The organism is Acinetobacter sp. BY419 (assembly GCF_019038395.1).
Classification (GTDB): Bacteria; Pseudomonadota; Gammaproteobacteria; order Pseudomonadales; family Moraxellaceae; genus Acinetobacter.
In genome coordinates, this window is record NZ_JAGFXZ010000009.1 from 1 (window position 1) to 18,051 (window position 18,051).

Consider the following 18,051-nt stretch of genomic DNA (forward strand, 5'->3'; position numbering starts at 1 on the left):
ATTACGCAGAATAATTCGGTACTATTGAACATCAGGACTAGAGTTGTGAGTTTGGTGTGGTAACTCAACTGATGGCTCTAGTCCTCTTATTTTTCAAGTCAATTTCTTATCCGCGATTCGGGTTAATAATAAGTCTAAAATGTTAACAAGCTAAGGAAGGTGATAGTCTGAATGAATAATAATTGCGATGATCAAGATATTTTTCATATTTTTAATCTGATTGGTCGCCATACTGAGCTTAAGCCTATCCTCGACATCATTAGCCAATGGCTTGAGTCGCGTATTCCAGATGCGCTTGTCACCATTATGCTCTATAAAGACGACACGCAAACTTTAAATGTTATAAGTGGCCAACAGCACTTCTCGAAAGAGTACTGCAATGTCATTCAGGATTTAAAGATTGGTCCTGATCGAGGAACCTGTGGCGTAGCTGCTTTTTTGCGTCAGTTGGTCATTAGTCCAAATTTAATGAAAGATCCGAACTGGCAGTCCTACCGTGCTGTAGTGAACGCAGAAAAGCTGTCTAGTTGCTGGTCTATGCCGATTATGAATGCCTCAGATATTTTATACGGAACTTTTTCGACCTATTATCGAACAGCCAAAATACCGACAGAACAGCATATTCAGCTATTACAACAAGCGACAAAATTAGTGGCTCTCGCAATCGAGCTTGCTCAGGAACGTCAAAAAAGACAGGAACTTAATGAAAAATACTGTTCTTTTTATACTTATCATCCTGATATCATTTTTGAACTTGATTTACAGGGACATATGCTTACCACCAATATTGCTTGTGAAGAAATTACAGGTTTTTCTAAAGAGCAAATTCGTGGTCAGCATTATTCTGCCTTTATACCGCTCGAATTTCATGAGCTGGCCAACCTCTCATTCATAGAAACGATGCAGGGTAAATCTCAACATTTTGAGCTTCCAATCTATAATGTTACTGGAGATATTTTGTGGCTGGATTTGACCAATTTACCGATTATACAAAACCAGAAAGTCACCGGCGTTATTGGTATTGCGCGAGATATTACTTTATCCCGTAAAAATAAGGAGGATCTGCGCTTATTAAAACGGGGGGTAGAGGCCAGTCCGAATAGTCTTTTTATTACCGATGTTTCCGAAGAAAGGTTAATGGTATATGTGAATCCGGCTTTTCTAAAGCTCACAGGTTATACAGAAGCAGAAGTATTAGGGCAAGGCTGTTTTTTCTTACAGGGTCCAGATACTGATCCGGATCAGATTTCATTACTCAAACAAGCGGTCAAAAAACAAAAAGAAATTCAGGTCACCCTAAAAAGTTACTGCAAAGATGGCAGCTGGTTCTGGAATCGTTTAACCCTAGGTCCTATTTTTGATCAAACTGGAACCTGTACCCATTTTTTAGGGATTCAGGAAGATATTACCGAGCAACGTATTCACGAAGAATATATCCGGCATCAGCATACCCATGATCATTTAACAGGCTTGCCGAACCAGCATGCATTTAAGCAAATTCTGGAAAATATTTTTGAAGCACAGCATGAGAGTTCTCAACCTTTAGTCTTGTTGTATATAGACCTGGATGACTTTAAAAACATTAATGATAGTTTAGGCCATCTGCTGGGCGATCAGATTCTCAAAAGTGTGGGCGAGCGGCTGCAAAAATTTGTTCAAGACAATAACGTGCTATGCCGTTTCGCTGAAGATGAATTTATCCTGCTGCTCTCAGGTTCATATGAGCAAACTGAAGTCGAGGAGATCGCCGAAGAAATTCTTGATCTTCTTTCCATGCTTTTTATCATCGATCAGTACAAAATTCATGTAAGTGCCAGTATCGGGATCGTGGCAGATGACAGTTCGATACAGCATTCTTCTGAACTGATCTATCAGTCTGTTTTGGCCATGCAGGAAGCCAAAAGACAAGGTCGCAATATCTGGCAGTGGTATGAAAAAACCAGAATGCAACCTGTCGCAGAAATAGACTATACCAATCTGCGTCTGGAACTCATGGAAGCGATCAATCAGAAAAATTTCGATCTTTTCTATCAGCCGCTTATTCATCCTGAAACTGGACTGATGACAGGCGTGGAAGCTTTAATTCGCTGGTGTCATCCACAGCAGGGTTATATTTCTCCCGCAATTTTTATTCCTCTTGCAGAAAGAACCGGACAGATTATTAGTGTAGGTCAGTGGGTATTGGAAAAAGCCTGTTTAGATATTGCAGAGTGGAACAAGAAGCACAATAGCCAGATCACGATATCGGTAAATATCTCTCCTTTACAATTCCGTAGAGCAGGCTTTCTTCAGGTCCTGGAACATGTCCTTGAACTCAGTCAATTGCCCCCGGAATTACTTAAAATTGAAATTACAGAAGGTGTCATCATTAATGGCGCAGATCGAACCATAGAGATTTTGAAAACAGTACGTGCTTTAGGCGTACAGGTCGCCATAGATGACTTTGGCACGGGTTATTCGAGTCTCAGTTATCTGCGGCGTTTGCCGATCAATCAGATCAAGTTAGATCGTAGTTTTATCGAAGAAATAACACTTGATGACCAGAACGCAGCGATTGTGCAATCGATTATTCATCTGGCACATCAGCTTGATTTAGAAGTCGTGGCTGAAGGTGTAGAAACTTTAAGTCAGGCCAGTTTGCTCTATCAACAGGGTTGTGATCTGCTACAGGGCTTCTTTTATGCAAAACCTGCACCTTTAACTGAATTGAAGTCTGTTTATGTGGCAATAGAAAATAATAAATTGAATCAAAGCTGAAATCTAGGATGCAGATATTTCAGCATGCTTTCAGATCGAATAATAAACGTGCCTAAAGGTTTTTCTCATTCTTTTTGAGCACGTCTTATCTCATTTATTCCTAGTTTAGAAAGCTGGATAATAAATACAGATTTAAAAAACCAAAGGTGCATAACCATGTTTATGGTCTAGGCTGGATATTGGCTAAATTTTTGTGCTGGTTCAAATCATAATAGTTAATGAGAAAGATCAATATTGCAAAAACAAAGCCTAAAATGACGCAGGCAGACCAGCCATAGGCTTTCCATAAATGTAGGGATAAAAATGCACCGAGACCCGCACCTGAAAAATAGCAGGTCATATAGATGGCATTAATCCGCGAGCGAGCCTGCATCGAGATTCGATAGACCAGATTCTGGTTCAAGACATGCAAACAGGAAATCCCGAAATAAGCCAGGATTAATCCCAGGATATAAATCCATAAATAATTCTGGGCAAAGAATAAGGGAATCCAGGCCAGAAGCAGTCCGCTTGTGGCCAAATGTGCAATCCATTTCTCCCGATGCTTTCCAATCATTTTACCCGTCCATTGTGATGACCAGATTCCGACTATCCCCACAATACCCATAAGACCAATCTGGAAATCATTAAAATGATAAGGCGCTTCGGCCAGAATGAAAGTCATGGTGGTAAAAATAATACTGAGCATACCGAAACCCAATCCGCCAATCAGGCTGCGCCGGATCAGCATAGGTTCTGTTCGGGCGAAGGTAAATAATGAACGATAAATCTGCAATACATTCATTTGCAGCTGACTTTTAGTGCTCGGTAACTGGAACCACATCGCGATACTGAGCAAAAGAATAGAGCAACCACTGAGCAAGTACACCGCATGCCAAGACCAAAGGGTTGAGATCAGTCCGGCCACGGTACGGGCAAACAGAATGCCGACCAAAACACCACTCATCAGTAGCCCGACCACTTCAGCACTTTTCTCGCGTTGCGACAGGCTGGCAGCAAAAGGAATCAGAATCTGGGTGGTAATCGAGCAGAAAGAGGCGAGCAGGGTAAAACCGTACAGCATATTTAGATTGGTACTGGCTGAAAGTCCGATCAGGGCCAGTCCGGTACAGAACATCAAACTGCAGATATACATGCGCTTTTCAAACAGATCACCCAGAGGTACAAACAGGAACAATCCGGTAGCATAGCCAATCTGGGTTAAAACCACGGTCCATCCAGATTCGGCCACACTGATATTTAAATCTTCTGCAATAGAATAAATCAAAGGCTGGTTAAAATAGTTACAACCTGCGCAGAGTGCGCAGGTCATTGCCATCATGAACATAAAACGGTGGGAAATTTGCCCTTGGGCTGACATCCTTGTCTCCTGAGGCCTTAAAAACTATAGTTGGCAGAGAGATTAATACGCGAGACATCCGCTTCCTTATTATCAAAAGTCTCACGCTTACCATGATGATATTCTGCGCCCAGGTTAATTTTTGGCACAGGAGAATAGATCACGTTAGCCACATAGTCGGTTAAGCGCTTATTGGTTTCCGGATTGGCTTTTGCATAGTCGCTGGAATCATCAAAATCGACCACACTGGCTGCAATACTGCTGCGCCATTTCGATGTGAATTTATGCGTAAACCCAATATTCAAACTATTAAATTCATTGAGTAAAAGTTTATTATTGGCTGTATCAACTGAATAATCTCCCCCCCAGGCGGCACCGTCAACAGTAGAACCTTGAATTAAAAATGCTGCAATACGCTGGTCACCCACAATATGGAAGTAGTTGCCCTGAATAGAGTTTTTATCATCAAAGCGATAACGTCCACCGGCACCAACCCCCCAGCCAACTTTCTCTATATCACCTGTCGCAGTTTGCGCCTGCTTTTCATTGATAAAGCCTTGCGCCAGTAGATGTACTGGACCGGATTGATAAACATATTTGGTGGTTAATGCGGGCAAGGCAGAAGACCGGTCACCACCGGCCATATACTCCAGACCAACATTCCAGGTATTTTCCGGATCAAGTTTAAATGCATAACTGACCTGAGGGGTACGTAAGATCGAACCACCCAGCAGTAAACTATAATCTACCGCATCGGTGCTGATTTCAGGCGTAGACATCAATGACCAGGCCTGGCCAAAGGTCCAGTTATAATATTTAAAATATGCATGCCGGATACGCAAGCCCCCATCACCTTTGCCGTTATTGGTCCAGAAGTCGGCTTCCAGGCGGGCGGAAATGTTTGGATTCCCCCCCAGATCTTTGGCAAGAAAACCTATGCGGCTGGCAGCCGCAGTAAAATCGGAACGGACTGAATCAGGTTCAGTAAAAGGCACTTTATTGATCTGGTTAATGGTTCGACCACGAGTTTCTGGCGTACTCTTAAAATCAATCGCGCCATCCAGACGGATCATTCCATAAACATCGACTTTGTCCATTGCACTACTTAAACTTTTGGAGTTCTCTGTTTTAGCTTGTTCCTGCTGTGTTTTTAAAGCCATCTGAGACTGTTTTTGCTGTTCCAGTTCAGACTGGATCTGCTTCAGCTGAGTTTCTAGAAACTGAATACGATCTTCCGATACTTCCGCTGAAATCACGGATCCCGATGCAATACCACATAATGTCGCTAAAACTAATTTTTTCATTTCTTAATCCCTGAAGAAATTTTTAGATGTAAGCAAGGAAAGCTCTTTCCTTGTGATTGCCTTAATTTTTAAATAAAGATGATTTTGACTTTCGAAGCATGAATATCATGCAAGTTGCATAAGCAACATTCTGTTCACGTAAAAAAAACAGGTATCAGGTTTTCAACGTCATAGAAAGATGAAGTGAAAAGGATGGCGGGTTAAGCCACCCTTTTAAGCTGCAAGTTATTCTGCTTTTTGCGGGTCGTATAAACGGTCCTTAATAAACAGGGCAGGAATTAATCCACAAAGGAAGTAGGCGGCGCCCATCACCATCAAACCTGTGCCGATTGAACCATGCATCGCCAGATAGCCGATGGTAATTGGAGCGAAAACTGCACCAATTCGGCCAATATTGAATGCACCGCCGACAGCAGTCCCGCGCACCCCGGTTGGAAAGCTTTCAGTCAAATAAGTTGCATTAATTGCATATGGAATACCGTACAGGAAACCGAAGATCAGCATTAATACACCAATATTTTCAGGAGTATGCATATACACCACGACTGGAATAAAAATTGCGGTTCCCATGGTGCCAAAAGCAAATACGATACGACGGCCGATTTTATCTGCCACATAGCCCGCAATGATTTTGGCAAAAATCATGGTGATGAAGGTTCCCACCATATAGAGGGCCATTTCTTTAAATTTGATGCCTAATTCAGCTTCAAGATAACTTGGTAGCCAGTTACTTACACCGAAGTAACCAAATAACAGGAAACCTGAGCTGAAAGACCACAAGATGAACATCTTGCCGTGGGTCTTATCTTTAAGAATGGTGATATATGGATTGCCTTTTTTCGTATCATTATCCACGATCTCACCGGTACGCTTCATTTCACGTACACGTTTCCACGATTCTGGTTCAGGAACCATAAAATGCATTAAAATCCCTAGTGCCAATGGTGCAATGGTAATCCAGTACAGCATACGCCAGCCAAACTCGGGAATAATCCAGCCAGAAAGCAGGGTAATTAATAACGAACCTAAGGTAAAACCGGTCATAAGTGTAGCCAGTACCGTCGTTCGATATTTGGTCGGCACATATTCAGACATCAGGGTATTACAGGCAATATATAAACAGCCTAAACCCATGCATGAAAGTGTGCGCAAAATTGCAAATTCAGTATAAGACTGCGCAAAACCTGAATAGGCAGACAGCAGGGAGAAGATGATCGTTGCCAGTACAATGACACGAACCCGTCCAAATTTGTCACAAGCCCATCCTCCGACAAATCCGCCAATGCCCATTCCAAACAAAGACCAGCTTCCTAAAGCCCCTGCCTGCATCGAGCTTAAGCCCCATTCTGCTTTTAAACTGGTCAGGCTGAAAGCTAAAATACCGATGTCAGCACCGTCACACAGCAAGATCAGGAAAGCAAAGATAAAGGCCGTAATCCATAGGCGTTTTGGTGCCTGTTTAACGGTCTCCTCGGAAGAAACAGGGGTCCTATTGTCTCCTGTGACGATCGTATCACTTGTCATTCTTATGTCCTCTATTTATTAAAAGCAGCATTCCTCTGCTACCACTAAATCCTTTTTCATTCCTCACGGAAACGTATTTTCCCCGATCTAAAGGAGGTTCCCGCTTACTTTAGCCATGCCAACAATCAGGCTGAAGTTTGTTTTCCAGTTTTTACCTTGAGAAAAACTACCTACTTACCGAGAATTCTCGTTTCACAAATTAATATTTAGTTTTGCTTTGTGGTTATTTTTCACTTAAAAGAATAACCATGTTGCATTTAAAATATTTAATTCCGTATTGCGAAATTAATTAATCATAAAATAAGTAGTCAAACAAGAGTTTTTACTTTTTTTTATTAAAAAATAACTTTTTTGAATTTTGGAGTTAAAAATCCTTGATTTATGGCTTTAGAAACCTTAGTTTTATATAAAATAAAATTTCGCTATACAAAATAAATGGAGATTTTTAATGGAACAGGTAGTTCAGATAGAGCAAATCTCGGCACATGTAGCAATGGTGAAAATTCATCGACCAGAAGCAAAAAATGCCCTGAATACAGAAGTGCGTCAGAAACTTGCAGCTGCTTTTCTAAAATTGAATGACGATGAAAATATCCGTGCCATTATCCTCACCGGTGGTGAAACAGATTTTGCAGCAGGTGCCGATCTTAAAGAGCTGGCCAATGCTGAAACCATTCAGATGATGCAGCGCCGCACTGAGCGTTACTGGCAAGCAATTGCTCAATGTTCAAAACCGGTAATCGCAGCTGTAAACGGCTATGCACTGGGTGGTGGCTGTGAACTGGCGATGCATGCAGACATTATCATTGCCGGAAAAAGTGCCCAATTCGGTCAGCCTGAAGTTAAGGTCGGCGTGATGCCGGGTGCAGGTGGCACTCAACGTTTATTCCGTGCAGTTGGCAAATTCCATGCAATGCGCATCATTATGACGGGTTGCCTCGTACCGGCACCGGAAGCCTATCAAATTGGTTTGGTGTCTCAGGTGACTGAAGATAGCGAAACCCTTGCAACTGCCATTAAGATGGCTGAAGGCCTTGCGAAATTGCCGCCAATTGCTCTGGAGCAAATCAAGGAAGTGGCTTTATTGGCTGAAGATGTGCCACTAAATGCCGGCCTTAGCCTAGAACGTAAGTCTTTCCAGATGCTGTTTTCTTCAGAAGACCAGAAAGAAGGCATGCAGGCCTTTATTGAAAAACGTAAACCGAATTATCAGGGACGATAAGCATGAGTATTCAGATTCAGAAAATCGGTATTATTGGCGTAGGCACCATGGGCGCAGGTATTGCCCAGATCGCGATTCAATCCGGGCATGATGTTGTGCTGTTCGATGCAAAAGCTGGCGCTGCAGATCAGGCACAGGAAAAACTGGCTAAAACATTAAACACGCTTGCTGACAAGGGTAAATTTAGCCACGAAAAAGCAGCTGAAGATCTTGCTCATCTGTCGATCGCTCAGCAGTTAGAAGACCTCAAAGATTGTGATCTGGTGGTTGAAGCGATTATTGAAAACCTTGAAATCAAGCAAAAACTGATGCAGCAACTAGAAGCGGTTGTAAAACCTGAGGCGATTCTAGCATCCAATACCTCTTCATTATCGATCAGTGCAATTGCTGCCAATTGCAGCCAGCCGGAACGTATTGCCGGTTATCATTTCTTTAACCCGGTACCACTCATGAAAGTGGTCGAGGTGATTGAAGGCTTTAACACCCGTGCCGATATTGTTGATGCCTTGACCCAGTTATCTACTAAAATGGGACATCGTCCGGTCCAAGCCAAAGATACCCCAGGATTCATCATTAACCATGCCGGCCGTGCCTTTGGTAGCGAAGCCTATGCCATTCTGAATGAAAATGTTACGCAATTTTATGACATTGACCGGATCTACCGTGACGGTATCGGTTTCAAGATGGGACCTTTCGAGCTAGGTGATCTAACCGGTATGGATGTATCGCATCCGGTGAGTGAATCGATTTATCACCAGTATTATGAAGAAGCACGTTATCGTCCAAGTGTAATTACCCGTCAGCGCTTTATTGCCAAGCAATTAGGTCGTAAAACCGGTAAAGGTTTCTATGATTACACTTCGGGCAGTAAGCAGGGCGATGTTGTCCCAACACTCGCTGAAAAACTGGATCAATATCCATCAGTTTGGCTAAGCACAGAATATAGCGATGACCGTCAGGCACTTGAGCAGTATTTACAGCAAAATAATATCCAGATCGAGCAAACCGAGCTACCTTCAGCAAATGCTTTAATTCTGATTGCGACTTATGGCGAAGATGCAACTTCCGCGGCTGTACGTTATCAAGTAGCGCCTCAGCAAGTGGTCTGTATCGATCTGCTTTATGGTCTGAATAAACATCGTACCTTGATGCCAACTTTTGTGACCACACCTGAACTGGTAAATGCAGCACAATCCATTTTTAACCTGGATGGTGTTACTGCCAGCGTGATTCAGGAAAGCGTTGGCTTTGTGGCCCAGCGCGCATTGGCGATGATTGTGAATCTCGGTTGTGATATTGCCCAGCAAGGCGTTGCTACTGTAGAAGACATCAATGTGGCAGTGAAATTAGGACTTGGCTATCCATATGGTCCAATTGAATGGGGCGATATGCTGGGTGCTGAAAAAATCCTGAAAATTCTGGACCGCATGACTGCGATTACCCGTGACCAGCGTTACCGTCCAAGTCCTTGGCTGCGTCGCCGCGTTCAGCTTGGTTTAGCTCTTGTTCATACTACACATTAATTAGAAAGTTAAAGGAATAACACTCATGTTAAATGCATATATTTATGATGGTTTACGTTCACCAATCGGTCGCCATGCAGGAAGCTTGGCAAGCGTACGTCCAGATGATCTTGCTGCAACCGTGATTAAAAATCTGCTGGAAAAAACCGGTATTCCGGCAGCAGACGTAGAAGATGTAATCTTTGGTAGTACCAATCAGGCTGGTGAAGACAGCCGTAATGTGGCACGTTTTGCAGCATTGTTAGCGGGTATGCCGGTGACAGTTCCAGGTCAAACCGTTAACCGTCTATGTGCTTCAGGTCTCGGTGCTGTGATTGATTCAGCACGTGCCATTACTGCAGGTGAAGGCGAGTTGTACATTGCCGGTGGCGTAGAAAGCATGACCCGCGCACCTTTTGTGATGGGCAAAGCAGAAAGCGCTTATTCACGTGATGCCAAAATTTATGACACGACTATTGGTACACGTTTCCCGAACCGTAAATTTACGGATCAGTTTGGCGCGCACAGCATGCCAGAAACTGGTGATAACGTGGCTGAAGAGTTCGATATTAGCCGTGAACAGGCAGATACATTTGCTGCTGCATCACAGGCAAAATATCAGGCTGCGAAAGAAGCAGGTTTCTTTGAAGGTGAAATTACACCGATTGAAGTTTCACAAGGGCGCAAATTACCGCCTAAATTAGTTACTGAAGATGAACATCCGCGTGCATCTTCAACATTTGAAGCATTATCTAAGTTAAAACCACTATTTGAAGGTGGTGTAGTAACAGCGGGTAATGCATCAGGAATCAATGACGGCGCTGCAGCACTGATGATCGGCAGTGAAAAAGTTCAGGAACAGTATGGACTAAAACCTTTGGCTCGTATCCTGTCTTCTGCAGCCGCTGGCATTGAGCCACGCATCATGGGTGCAGGCCCAATTGAAGCGATTAAAAAGGCAGTACAACGTGCTGGTTTAACGCTGGATGATATGGATGTTATCGAAATCAATGAAGCTTTTGCCAGTCAGGTTTTATCTTGCCTCAAAGGTCTGGATGTTGCTTTCGATGATCCACGTGTCAATCCAAATGGCGGTGGAATTGCGATTGGACATCCACTGGGCTGTTCGGGTGCACGTTTGGCATTAACAGTGGCACGTCAGTTACAGCGCACCGGTAAAAAATATGCTGTGATCAGCTTGTGTATCGGTTTGGGGCAAGGTCTGGCGATGGTGATTGAAAATCCTGAAGCGGAATAATCCTTCGCTTGATCCTAAAAGCCATGAATAGTCTGATTCATGGCTTTTCTATACTGAATAACATCGCAAATAAAAATCCCTACTTTTGCAGGGATTGGATTATGTGAACGATGACTAGCTGCGGCTGGTAACGAGCAAAGTCGCTGACCCAAAGGCATAAACTTTACCTTCTTCATCCACAATTCGGCCTTCTGAAGTCAGTACATTACGTCCGATTCGGATAACTTCACCAATGGCAGTATAGGTTTCACCGCTTTTCATCGCTTTAAGCATTTTCACATTCAGGTCAATGGTCGAAAAACTGACACCTGCATCAACTGTAGTATGCACGGCAGCGCCAGTAGCACTATCTAAAACCGTTGCACAAAAACCGCCATGAATTCCACCCTGTAAATTGTAATGGCGCTGATCAGGACGCACTTCATATTCCACATAGTTTTTACGCACTAAGGTCAGACGCATGGGAATAATTTCACTCATGGCAGAGCTGGGAATTTCCCCATTCTTAATTGCTGTTAGATATTCAAGTCCGTTCAAATGTGATGTTGGCATATTAACTCCTTTTAATGATTTATTTCGCCTTATGAAATAATATTCTGTTTTTCTAAAATTATGATATAACAGATAGTGATCGAAATGCTATATTTTTCCAGGATGGAATGATGACAATAAAAACTCTCGTCACAGAGGCTGAATGGCAGGCACGCTGTGAGCTCGCAGCGCTTTATCGCATTATTGCGCATTATCGGATGACAGACCTGATTGATACCCATATCAGTTTAAGAGTTCCTGATCAGCCAGATTGCTTTCTGATTAATCAGTACGGTGTCGCGTTTGAAAAAATGTGTGCATCTACGCTGGTCAAGATCAATCATGCAGGGCAGGTTGTAGAAAGCTATGAACAGGACAAGCCGGTCAATATGGCAGGCTTCGTCATCCACTCCGCAATTCACGAAGCACATGCTCATCTGAATTGTGTCATTCATACTCACACCGCAGATGGTATTGCGGTCTCTGCACAGAAACATGGACTTCTTCCCATTTCCCAGCATGCGCTGAAATTTTATCAGCAGTTGGCCTATCACGAATATGAAGGCGTGGCACTCTCAACAGATGAGCAGGAGCGCCTGATTCAGGACTTAGGTGGTCATCGCGCCATGATTTTACGTAATCATGGCCTATTAACGGCTGGAGAAACGATTGCACGGGCCTTTCATGAAATCTATTTCCTGGAACGTGCCTGTCAGGCACAAGTCAAGGCCTTAAGTGGTGGTGCCGAATTACATTATCCAAATGAGGAAGTACGGATTAAAACCGCCACGCAATTTGCCAGTCCTTTAATTGAACCGATTTTACAGCGTGCCTGGCAGGCTGCCTTGTCGCTGATCGAGCATCAATATACGGAATATGCATCATGATTGTGATTTCCAGTACTGTTCCAAATATTGAAGCAATTCTGATTAAGGCCTTTCAAAAATATGCACCTTCGGATCATTTTTGCCTCATTGATAGTCCAGAAGCAGAGCAGGCGACGACAGCAGCCTCCTGGTTTCCAGATCTAGAGAAATTAAATCAGCTTCCAAAACTGAGTCTGATTCACTCGATAGCCGCTGGGGTGGAGCATTTAAACTTAAATGAAATACGCCCGGATCAAGCAGTTTGCCGAGTGCTGGATCCGCATCACCAGAAAGGCATGTTTGATTATCTGCTTTGGGGTGTGCTGTATTTTCAGCGTTATTTTGACCGTATGCTGCAGCAGCAAAAACAGCAGTTATGGAAGCAGTATCGCCAAAGTTATAGCCATCATATCCAGATCGGAATTATGGGCCTTGGCCACATGGGCGGTTATGTAGCAGAATGTTTTACTGCCATGGGTTATCAGGTATCAGGCTGGTCCAATTCTCCAAAAAATATCCCTCAGGTCAAAAGCTATGTCGGTTCAGAACAGCTTTCTGAGTTTTTGGCCCACAGCCAGATCCTGATTAATTTGTTACCGCTCACTAAAGACAATACTGGCATTCTTTCTGCTGAATTATTTCAGCAACTGCCCGATCAGGCTGCTCTCATTCAGGTGGGTCGTGGGCAGCATTTAATCGAAAAGGATCTACTCAATGCACTGGATTCAGGTCATTTACGTGGTGCAATTATCGATGTCTTTGAACAGGAACCACTGCCTGCTGAACATCCATACTGGCAGCATGAAAAAATTGTAGTCACGCCCCATGTGGCCTCACATGCGCCAATGTCCGTAGTGGTTGAACAGATTCTGGAAAATGACCGTCGTTTAAAACAGGGTCTGGATTTATGCCATCAGGTAGATGTCAATAAAGGCTATTAAGAGTAGGGATACAAAAAACAATAAGGAAATTGATGATGTGGAATACGATTCAAACCCAAGTCCAGCAAGGAATAGCGACTTTAAATTTTAACCGACCATATTCACTCAACAGTTTTAACCGGCAAATGCATGAGGAAGTTCAGCAGGTCCTGAAAATCTGGAATACGGATCCGGATATTCGGGTGATTGTGATTCGCGGTAATGGTCGGGCGTTTTCTGCTGGACAGGACTTGAAGAACGTGCCGGACAGTTAGGGAGTGTACCTTTGCCGCCTGAAGGTTCACTGGCCAAATATTATAATCCTTTAATTAACCTGATCCGCCAGAGTCCCAAACCGGTGATCGCAGCAGTGAATGGTGTGGCTGCCGGTGCAGGTGCCAATATCGCGCTGGCCTGTGACTTGGTCATTGCCAAGGAAAGTGCCCGATTTATTCAGGCCTTTTCTAAGATTGGCCTGATTTCCGATGCCGGGGGCACCTGGATGTTGCCACATTTAATCGGTTATGCACGTGCCGTGGCATTGACTTTTCTGGGCGTACCTGTGTATGCCAAAGAGGCCGCTAAAATGGGCATGATCTGGAAAATGCTTCCAGATACAGAATTTGATGCCTATATCGATGAGATCGCAAAGCAACTGGCCAAGCAGCCAACCTATGCACTGGCTTTAACCAAACAGGCCTTGCAACGTAGTGCTGAAAATAATATGAACCAGCAATTGGAGCTGGAACAAAACCTGCAATACTTAGCTTTAAGCAGCCAAGACTATAAAGAAGGTGTACAGGCCTTTGTTGAAAAACGCCCTGCACAATTTACCGGACGCTAAGGAGAGTTTTTATGAAGATTCAGACCCGTATTACCGAGCTTTTAGGCATTCGCTATCCGATTATTCAGGGCGGCATGATGTGGGTCGGCACTGCAGAAATGGCCAGTGCCGTATCCAATGCGGGCGGCCTGGGAACGCTGACTGCACTAACTCAACCCACACCTGAAGCTCTGGTCAGAGAAATTGCACGCTGCCGAGAAATGACCGATCAACCTTTTGCCGTCAATCTGACTTTATTACCTGCTGTGAATCCGCCGCCGTATGCAGAATACCGACAGGCGATCACTGAAAGCGGTATCAAGATCGTAGAAACAGCAGGCAACAAGCCTCATGAACATATTGAGGCGTTTAAGCAACATGGCATTATTGTCATTCATAAATGTACTTCCGTTCGTCATGCGCTCTCAGCACAGAGAATTGGCGCGGATGTTATCTCGATTGATGGTTTTGAATGTGCAGGCCATCCAGGTGAAGACGATATTCCTGGCCTGATTTTAATTCCTGCCGCTGCTGATCAGCTTACTGTGCCGATTGTGGCCAGTGGCGGGTTTGCTGATGGGCGTGGACTGGTCGCAGCTTTGGCTTTAGGTGCTGAAGGCATCAATATGGGTACACGCTTTTGTGCCACTCAGGAAGCACCGATCCATCCAAACATCAAGCAATTTTATGTCGATAATGATGAAAGGGCGACACATCTGCTGTATCGACAGTTCGGAAATACCGCCCGTGTCGCCAAAAATGCGGTATCTGATCTTGTGGTGAAGATGGGTGAAGATCCAAATCTGGAGTTTGAACAGATTCGTCCCTATGTCAGTGGCTTGAAAGGCAAGCTCGCTTTAGAAAATGGCGATGTGGATGCGGGAGTTCTGACTGCTGGCCAAGTGATGGGATTGATTCATGACATTCCGAGCTGTCAGGAGCTGATTCAAAATATCATGCAGGATGCAGAGCAGATTATTCATCAACGTCTGGCTCATCTTTTGGCACGCTAAACCGCTTCATTTATAAATAAGTAAAAAAGCCATTCATTGTTGAATGGCTTTTTTATACCAAAGATTTTGATTTTTAAATGTGATTTTTTATGTCATGACTAGATTTTATCCATGAACTTATATTATATTCGATCTAAAACATAATTTCGTATTATGAAATTAATTGTCATAAATACATAAATTAGAACTCATACAAGGGAATTACGATGAGAAATTATATTGCGCCATTAAAAGACATGAAGTTTGTCCTGAAGGACCTGCTCAATGTTGAACAGAAATATCAGGACTATGCAAAATTCGTAGACAAGGTTTCTATGGATATTATGGAGCAATATCTGGAAGTCGCTGCGGACTTTTGCCAAAACGAACTTCTACCGATTAATGCGACAGGTGACCAGCAGGGTTGCCGTTTGCAAGATGGCATCGTAACGACACCGGATGGTTTTAAAGCTGCTTATGACAAGTATGTGGAACTTGGCTTTACCTCATTAACCGGTGATGAAAAATATGGCGGTCAAGGTTTTCCAACTTTATACCGTATTGCTATTTCTGAAATTATTACTGCGACCAACTGGTCTTGGGGCATGTATCCGGGCCTGTCCCATGGTGCCATGCGCACTTTAGAGCATCACGGTAGTGATGAACAAAAACAAAAGTTTCTGGTACCTTTAATCGCAGGTCGCTGGACTGGAACTATGTGTTTAACCGAATCCCATGCCGGTTCTGATCTGGGGCTGATCCGTACCAAAGCAGTGCCAAATGAAGACGGCAGCTACAGCATCAGCGGTGAGAAAATCTTTATCTCAGCAGGTGAACATGACCTGGCTGAAAATATTGTACATATCGTATTGGCGCGTTTACCGGATGCGCCTGCAGGCACCAAAGGCATTTCACTGTTTATCGTGCCTAAATACAATCTAGATGAAGCTGGAAATGTGGCTTCGCGTAATGGCGTGGTGTGTAGTGCCATTGAACACAAGATGGGGATCCACGGGAATGCGACTTGTGTGCTGAATTTTGACAATGCCAATGGCTTTTTGATCGGGCCTGAAAACCGTGGCTTAAACTGCATGTTTACCTTTATGAACTCTGCGCGTATCGGGACAGCCATTCAGGGTCTGGCAGCAGCAGAATCATCGTATCAAGGGGCTTTGGCTTATGCCAAAGACCGTCTAGCAATGCGTTCACTGGCCGGGGCACAAGCACCGGATTTACCGGCAGATCCAATTATTGTACATCCGGCAGTACGTAACATGCTGCTGACCCAAAAGGTATTTGCAGAAGGTTCACGTGCACTGGCGTATTATCTGGCAACCTATGCCGATATTGCTGAAGCAACGGATAATCCTGAAGAGAAGAAAGCAGCAGAAGACCGTCTGGCATTATTAACGCCAATTGCTAAAGCGTTAATGACGGAAACAGGCGTGGAAGCTGCCAAACATGGCATGCAGGTCTTTGGTGGTCACGGTTATATTGCTGAACATGGCATGGAACAGATTGCCCGTGATGCACGTATTGCGAGTCTTTATGAAGGCACCACTGAAATTCAATCCATTGACTTATTGGCGCGTAAAGTTCTGGGATCAAAATTGGGTCTGCTGACTGCATTAACTGATGAAATTCAAGACTATGTGAAAGAATATCAGCAACATGCCCAGTTTAGTCAGCACGTAGCTCAAGTGAGCCAGTTGACTGAACAATGGTTGGAATTAACCAAAACCATTCAGGCTCAGGCACAACAGTCTGCCAATGAAATTGGTGCGGCGTCAGTCGACTATTTATATTTCTCTGGTTATGTGGTGTCTGCTTATCTATGGCTAAAAATGGCTATTACTGCGCAACAGAAAATTGAAGAAGGCGATACTGATCCGTTCTATGCGGCAAAGATCAAAACTGCACAATTCTTCTTTGCCCGGATTTTGCCGAGAACTGCAACGCATACTGCCAATATTCTAGCAGGCGGAGAAAGCCTGTTCTTGCTTGAACCGGAAGAGTTCAAATTTGATTAAATATTTTGACTCACGATCGTCTTGATCGTGGGTCTTTTTTGAAATTATTATTTTTAGACCTGCACAGCATTCAATATCGATGTTTATTTTTTGATATTGAATAGACCATAAAATAACAAGATCAGGAGTCTATATGGATTTAGACATGATTACGCGACAGTGTGCTTATGGTGACCTGCAACTCACTTATCATGAAGTCGGGCAGCGCTCCACATTTCCCACCATTATTCTGATCCATGGCACCGGTGGAAATACCGACAAGCATTTCAGCTATATTTTCCCCATGCTGGGCATTCATCAGCGAGTTTTATCGATTGATTTACATACGCCTGATAAAGCCGATCTGGTGATTACCGATTTTAGCCAGCAGGTCGAAGCGCTGATTCAGCAAGTCGTTGCAGAAGATGAAGCCATTACTGTCATGGGCTATTCACTCGGTGCCGTTATTGCTGCGCAAGTAGCGGCCAGCTTGAAACAACGCGTGGTGCAATTGATCCTGTTAGCCGGATGGGCAAAGACCAGCTCGGTGCAGCAACTGCGTACTACCATCTGGCAACAGTTATTTAATGAACAATCTGCTGCCTTGCCGCATTTTGTTAATTACTGCCTGTATAGCGATGATTATCTGTCTGCACGCACCGAACAGCAGGTACTTGATCTGGCACGCTTTGTAAAGCCGTCCACAGATGCCGCCAAACAGCGTGAACTGAATTATCGCATTGATATCACACCGATCTTGCCTGATATTTGTGCAGAGACCTTGATCGTGGCCTGCCGTGAAGACCGCATGGTACCTTTAGCACAAGCAAAGCTACTTTTTGCCTCAATTGAAAGTAGTCGTTATACCGAAATTTCTTCGGGACATGCGCTCTATATCGAAGCGCCAGCAGAAGTGTTGCAATTGGTGAACCAGTTTAGCCAGCATCCAGAACAGTATCCGGCAAATCAAAAAATCCAGCCCTCCATGCCTTAAAAAAGGAGAA

Annotated in this window: 13 protein-coding genes and 1 pseudogene; 10 read left to right on the forward strand and 4 right to left on the reverse strand. The window is 43.8% G+C overall.

Features of this window, described 5'->3' with window-relative positions:
- The first annotated feature begins 171 nt into the window (after window positions 1-171).
- Window positions 172-2,757, forward strand: coding sequence for an EAL domain-containing protein (locus tag KUG37_RS05135; protein WP_216940257.1), 2,586 nt, complete (start codon window positions 172-174; stop codon window positions 2,755-2,757).
- Between the two features lie 160 nt (window positions 2,758-2,917).
- On the opposite strand, the gene KUG37_RS05140 is transcribed toward KUG37_RS05135, so the two are convergent.
- The 3 genes from KUG37_RS05140 to KUG37_RS05150 form a co-directional block, all read right to left on the reverse strand.
- Window positions 2,918-4,117 (reverse strand): MFS transporter, encoded by a 1,200-nt coding sequence (locus KUG37_RS05140; RefSeq protein ID WP_216935699.1) that lies wholly within the window; start codon window positions 4,115-4,117, stop codon window positions 2,918-2,920.
- A gap of 17 nt (window positions 4,118-4,134) precedes the next feature.
- Window positions 4,135-5,400, reverse strand: a complete 1,266-nt coding sequence (locus KUG37_RS05145) for a DcaP family trimeric outer membrane transporter (protein ID WP_216935701.1) — start codon at window positions 5,398-5,400, stop codon at window positions 4,135-4,137.
- 225 nt (window positions 5,401-5,625) lie between these two features.
- Complete coding sequence (locus KUG37_RS05150) at window positions 5,626-6,924, reverse strand: MFS transporter (protein ID WP_216935703.1); 1,299 nt, start codon at window positions 6,922-6,924, stop codon at window positions 5,626-5,628.
- Window positions 6,925-7,372: 448 nt separating this feature from the next.
- Here KUG37_RS05150 and KUG37_RS05155 point away from each other — a divergent pair, with 448 nt between their 5' ends.
- The 3 genes from KUG37_RS05155 to KUG37_RS05165 are packed head-to-tail and all read left to right on the forward strand — an operon-like array spanning window position 7,373 to window position 10,906.
- Window positions 7,373-8,146 carry an enoyl-CoA hydratase gene (locus tag KUG37_RS05155; protein WP_216935705.1) on the forward strand — a complete coding sequence of 258 codons (774 nt, stop codon included), beginning with the start codon at window positions 7,373-7,375 and terminating at the stop codon, window positions 8,144-8,146.
- A gap of 2 nt (window positions 8,147-8,148) precedes the next feature.
- Complete coding sequence (locus tag KUG37_RS05160) at window positions 8,149-9,669, forward strand: 3-hydroxyacyl-CoA dehydrogenase (RefSeq protein ID WP_216935707.1); 1,521 nt, start codon at window positions 8,149-8,151, stop codon at window positions 9,667-9,669.
- A gap of 25 nt (window positions 9,670-9,694) precedes the next feature.
- The gene (locus tag KUG37_RS05165; protein WP_216935708.1) at window positions 9,695-10,906 is read left to right on the forward strand and encodes a 3-oxoadipyl-CoA thiolase; all 1,212 of its coding nucleotides are present in this window, start codon (window positions 9,695-9,697) and stop codon (window positions 10,904-10,906) included.
- 114 nt (window positions 10,907-11,020) lie between these two features.
- Here the strand turns inward: KUG37_RS05165 and KUG37_RS05170 are convergent, their stop codons facing one another.
- Window positions 11,021-11,458 carry a PaaI family thioesterase gene (locus tag KUG37_RS05170; protein ID WP_216940259.1) on the reverse strand — a complete coding sequence of 146 codons (438 nt, stop codon included), beginning with the start codon at window positions 11,456-11,458 and terminating at the stop codon, window positions 11,021-11,023.
- Window positions 11,459-11,568: 110 nt separating this feature from the next.
- On the opposite strand from KUG37_RS05170, the gene KUG37_RS05175 reads away from it, so the two are divergent.
- The 6 genes and pseudogenes from KUG37_RS05175 to KUG37_RS05200 all read left to right on the forward strand — a co-directional run bounded on the left by KUG37_RS05175 (window position 11,569) and on the right by KUG37_RS05200 (window position 18,041).
- Window positions 11,569-12,324, forward strand: a complete 756-nt coding sequence (locus tag KUG37_RS05175) for a class II aldolase/adducin family protein (protein WP_216935710.1) — start codon at window positions 11,569-11,571, stop codon at window positions 12,322-12,324.
- A complete protein-coding gene (locus tag KUG37_RS05180; RefSeq protein ID WP_216935711.1) occupies window positions 12,321-13,244 on the forward strand; it encodes a glyoxylate/hydroxypyruvate reductase A in 924 nt (307 codons plus the stop codon). The genes KUG37_RS05175 and KUG37_RS05180 overlap by 4 nt, the downstream gene beginning before the upstream one ends.
- 35 nt (window positions 13,245-13,279) lie before the next feature.
- A pseudogene (locus tag KUG37_RS05185) lies at window positions 13,280-14,067 on the forward strand (enoyl-CoA hydratase-related protein).
- 11 nt (window positions 14,068-14,078) lie between these two features.
- The gene (locus KUG37_RS05190; RefSeq protein WP_216940261.1) at window positions 14,079-15,059 is read left to right on the forward strand and encodes a nitronate monooxygenase family protein; all 981 of its coding nucleotides are present in this window, start codon (window positions 14,079-14,081) and stop codon (window positions 15,057-15,059) included.
- Between the two features lie 206 nt (window positions 15,060-15,265).
- On the forward strand, window positions 15,266-17,068 hold the full coding sequence (locus tag KUG37_RS05195) for an acyl-CoA dehydrogenase C-terminal domain-containing protein (RefSeq protein WP_216940264.1): 1,803 nt from the start codon (window positions 15,266-15,268) through the stop codon (window positions 17,066-17,068).
- Between the two features lie 133 nt (window positions 17,069-17,201).
- Window positions 17,202-18,041 (forward strand): alpha/beta fold hydrolase, encoded by an 840-nt coding sequence (locus tag KUG37_RS05200; protein ID WP_216935714.1) that lies wholly within the window; start codon window positions 17,202-17,204, stop codon window positions 18,039-18,041.
- Window positions 18,042-18,051 lie beyond the last annotated feature (10 nt).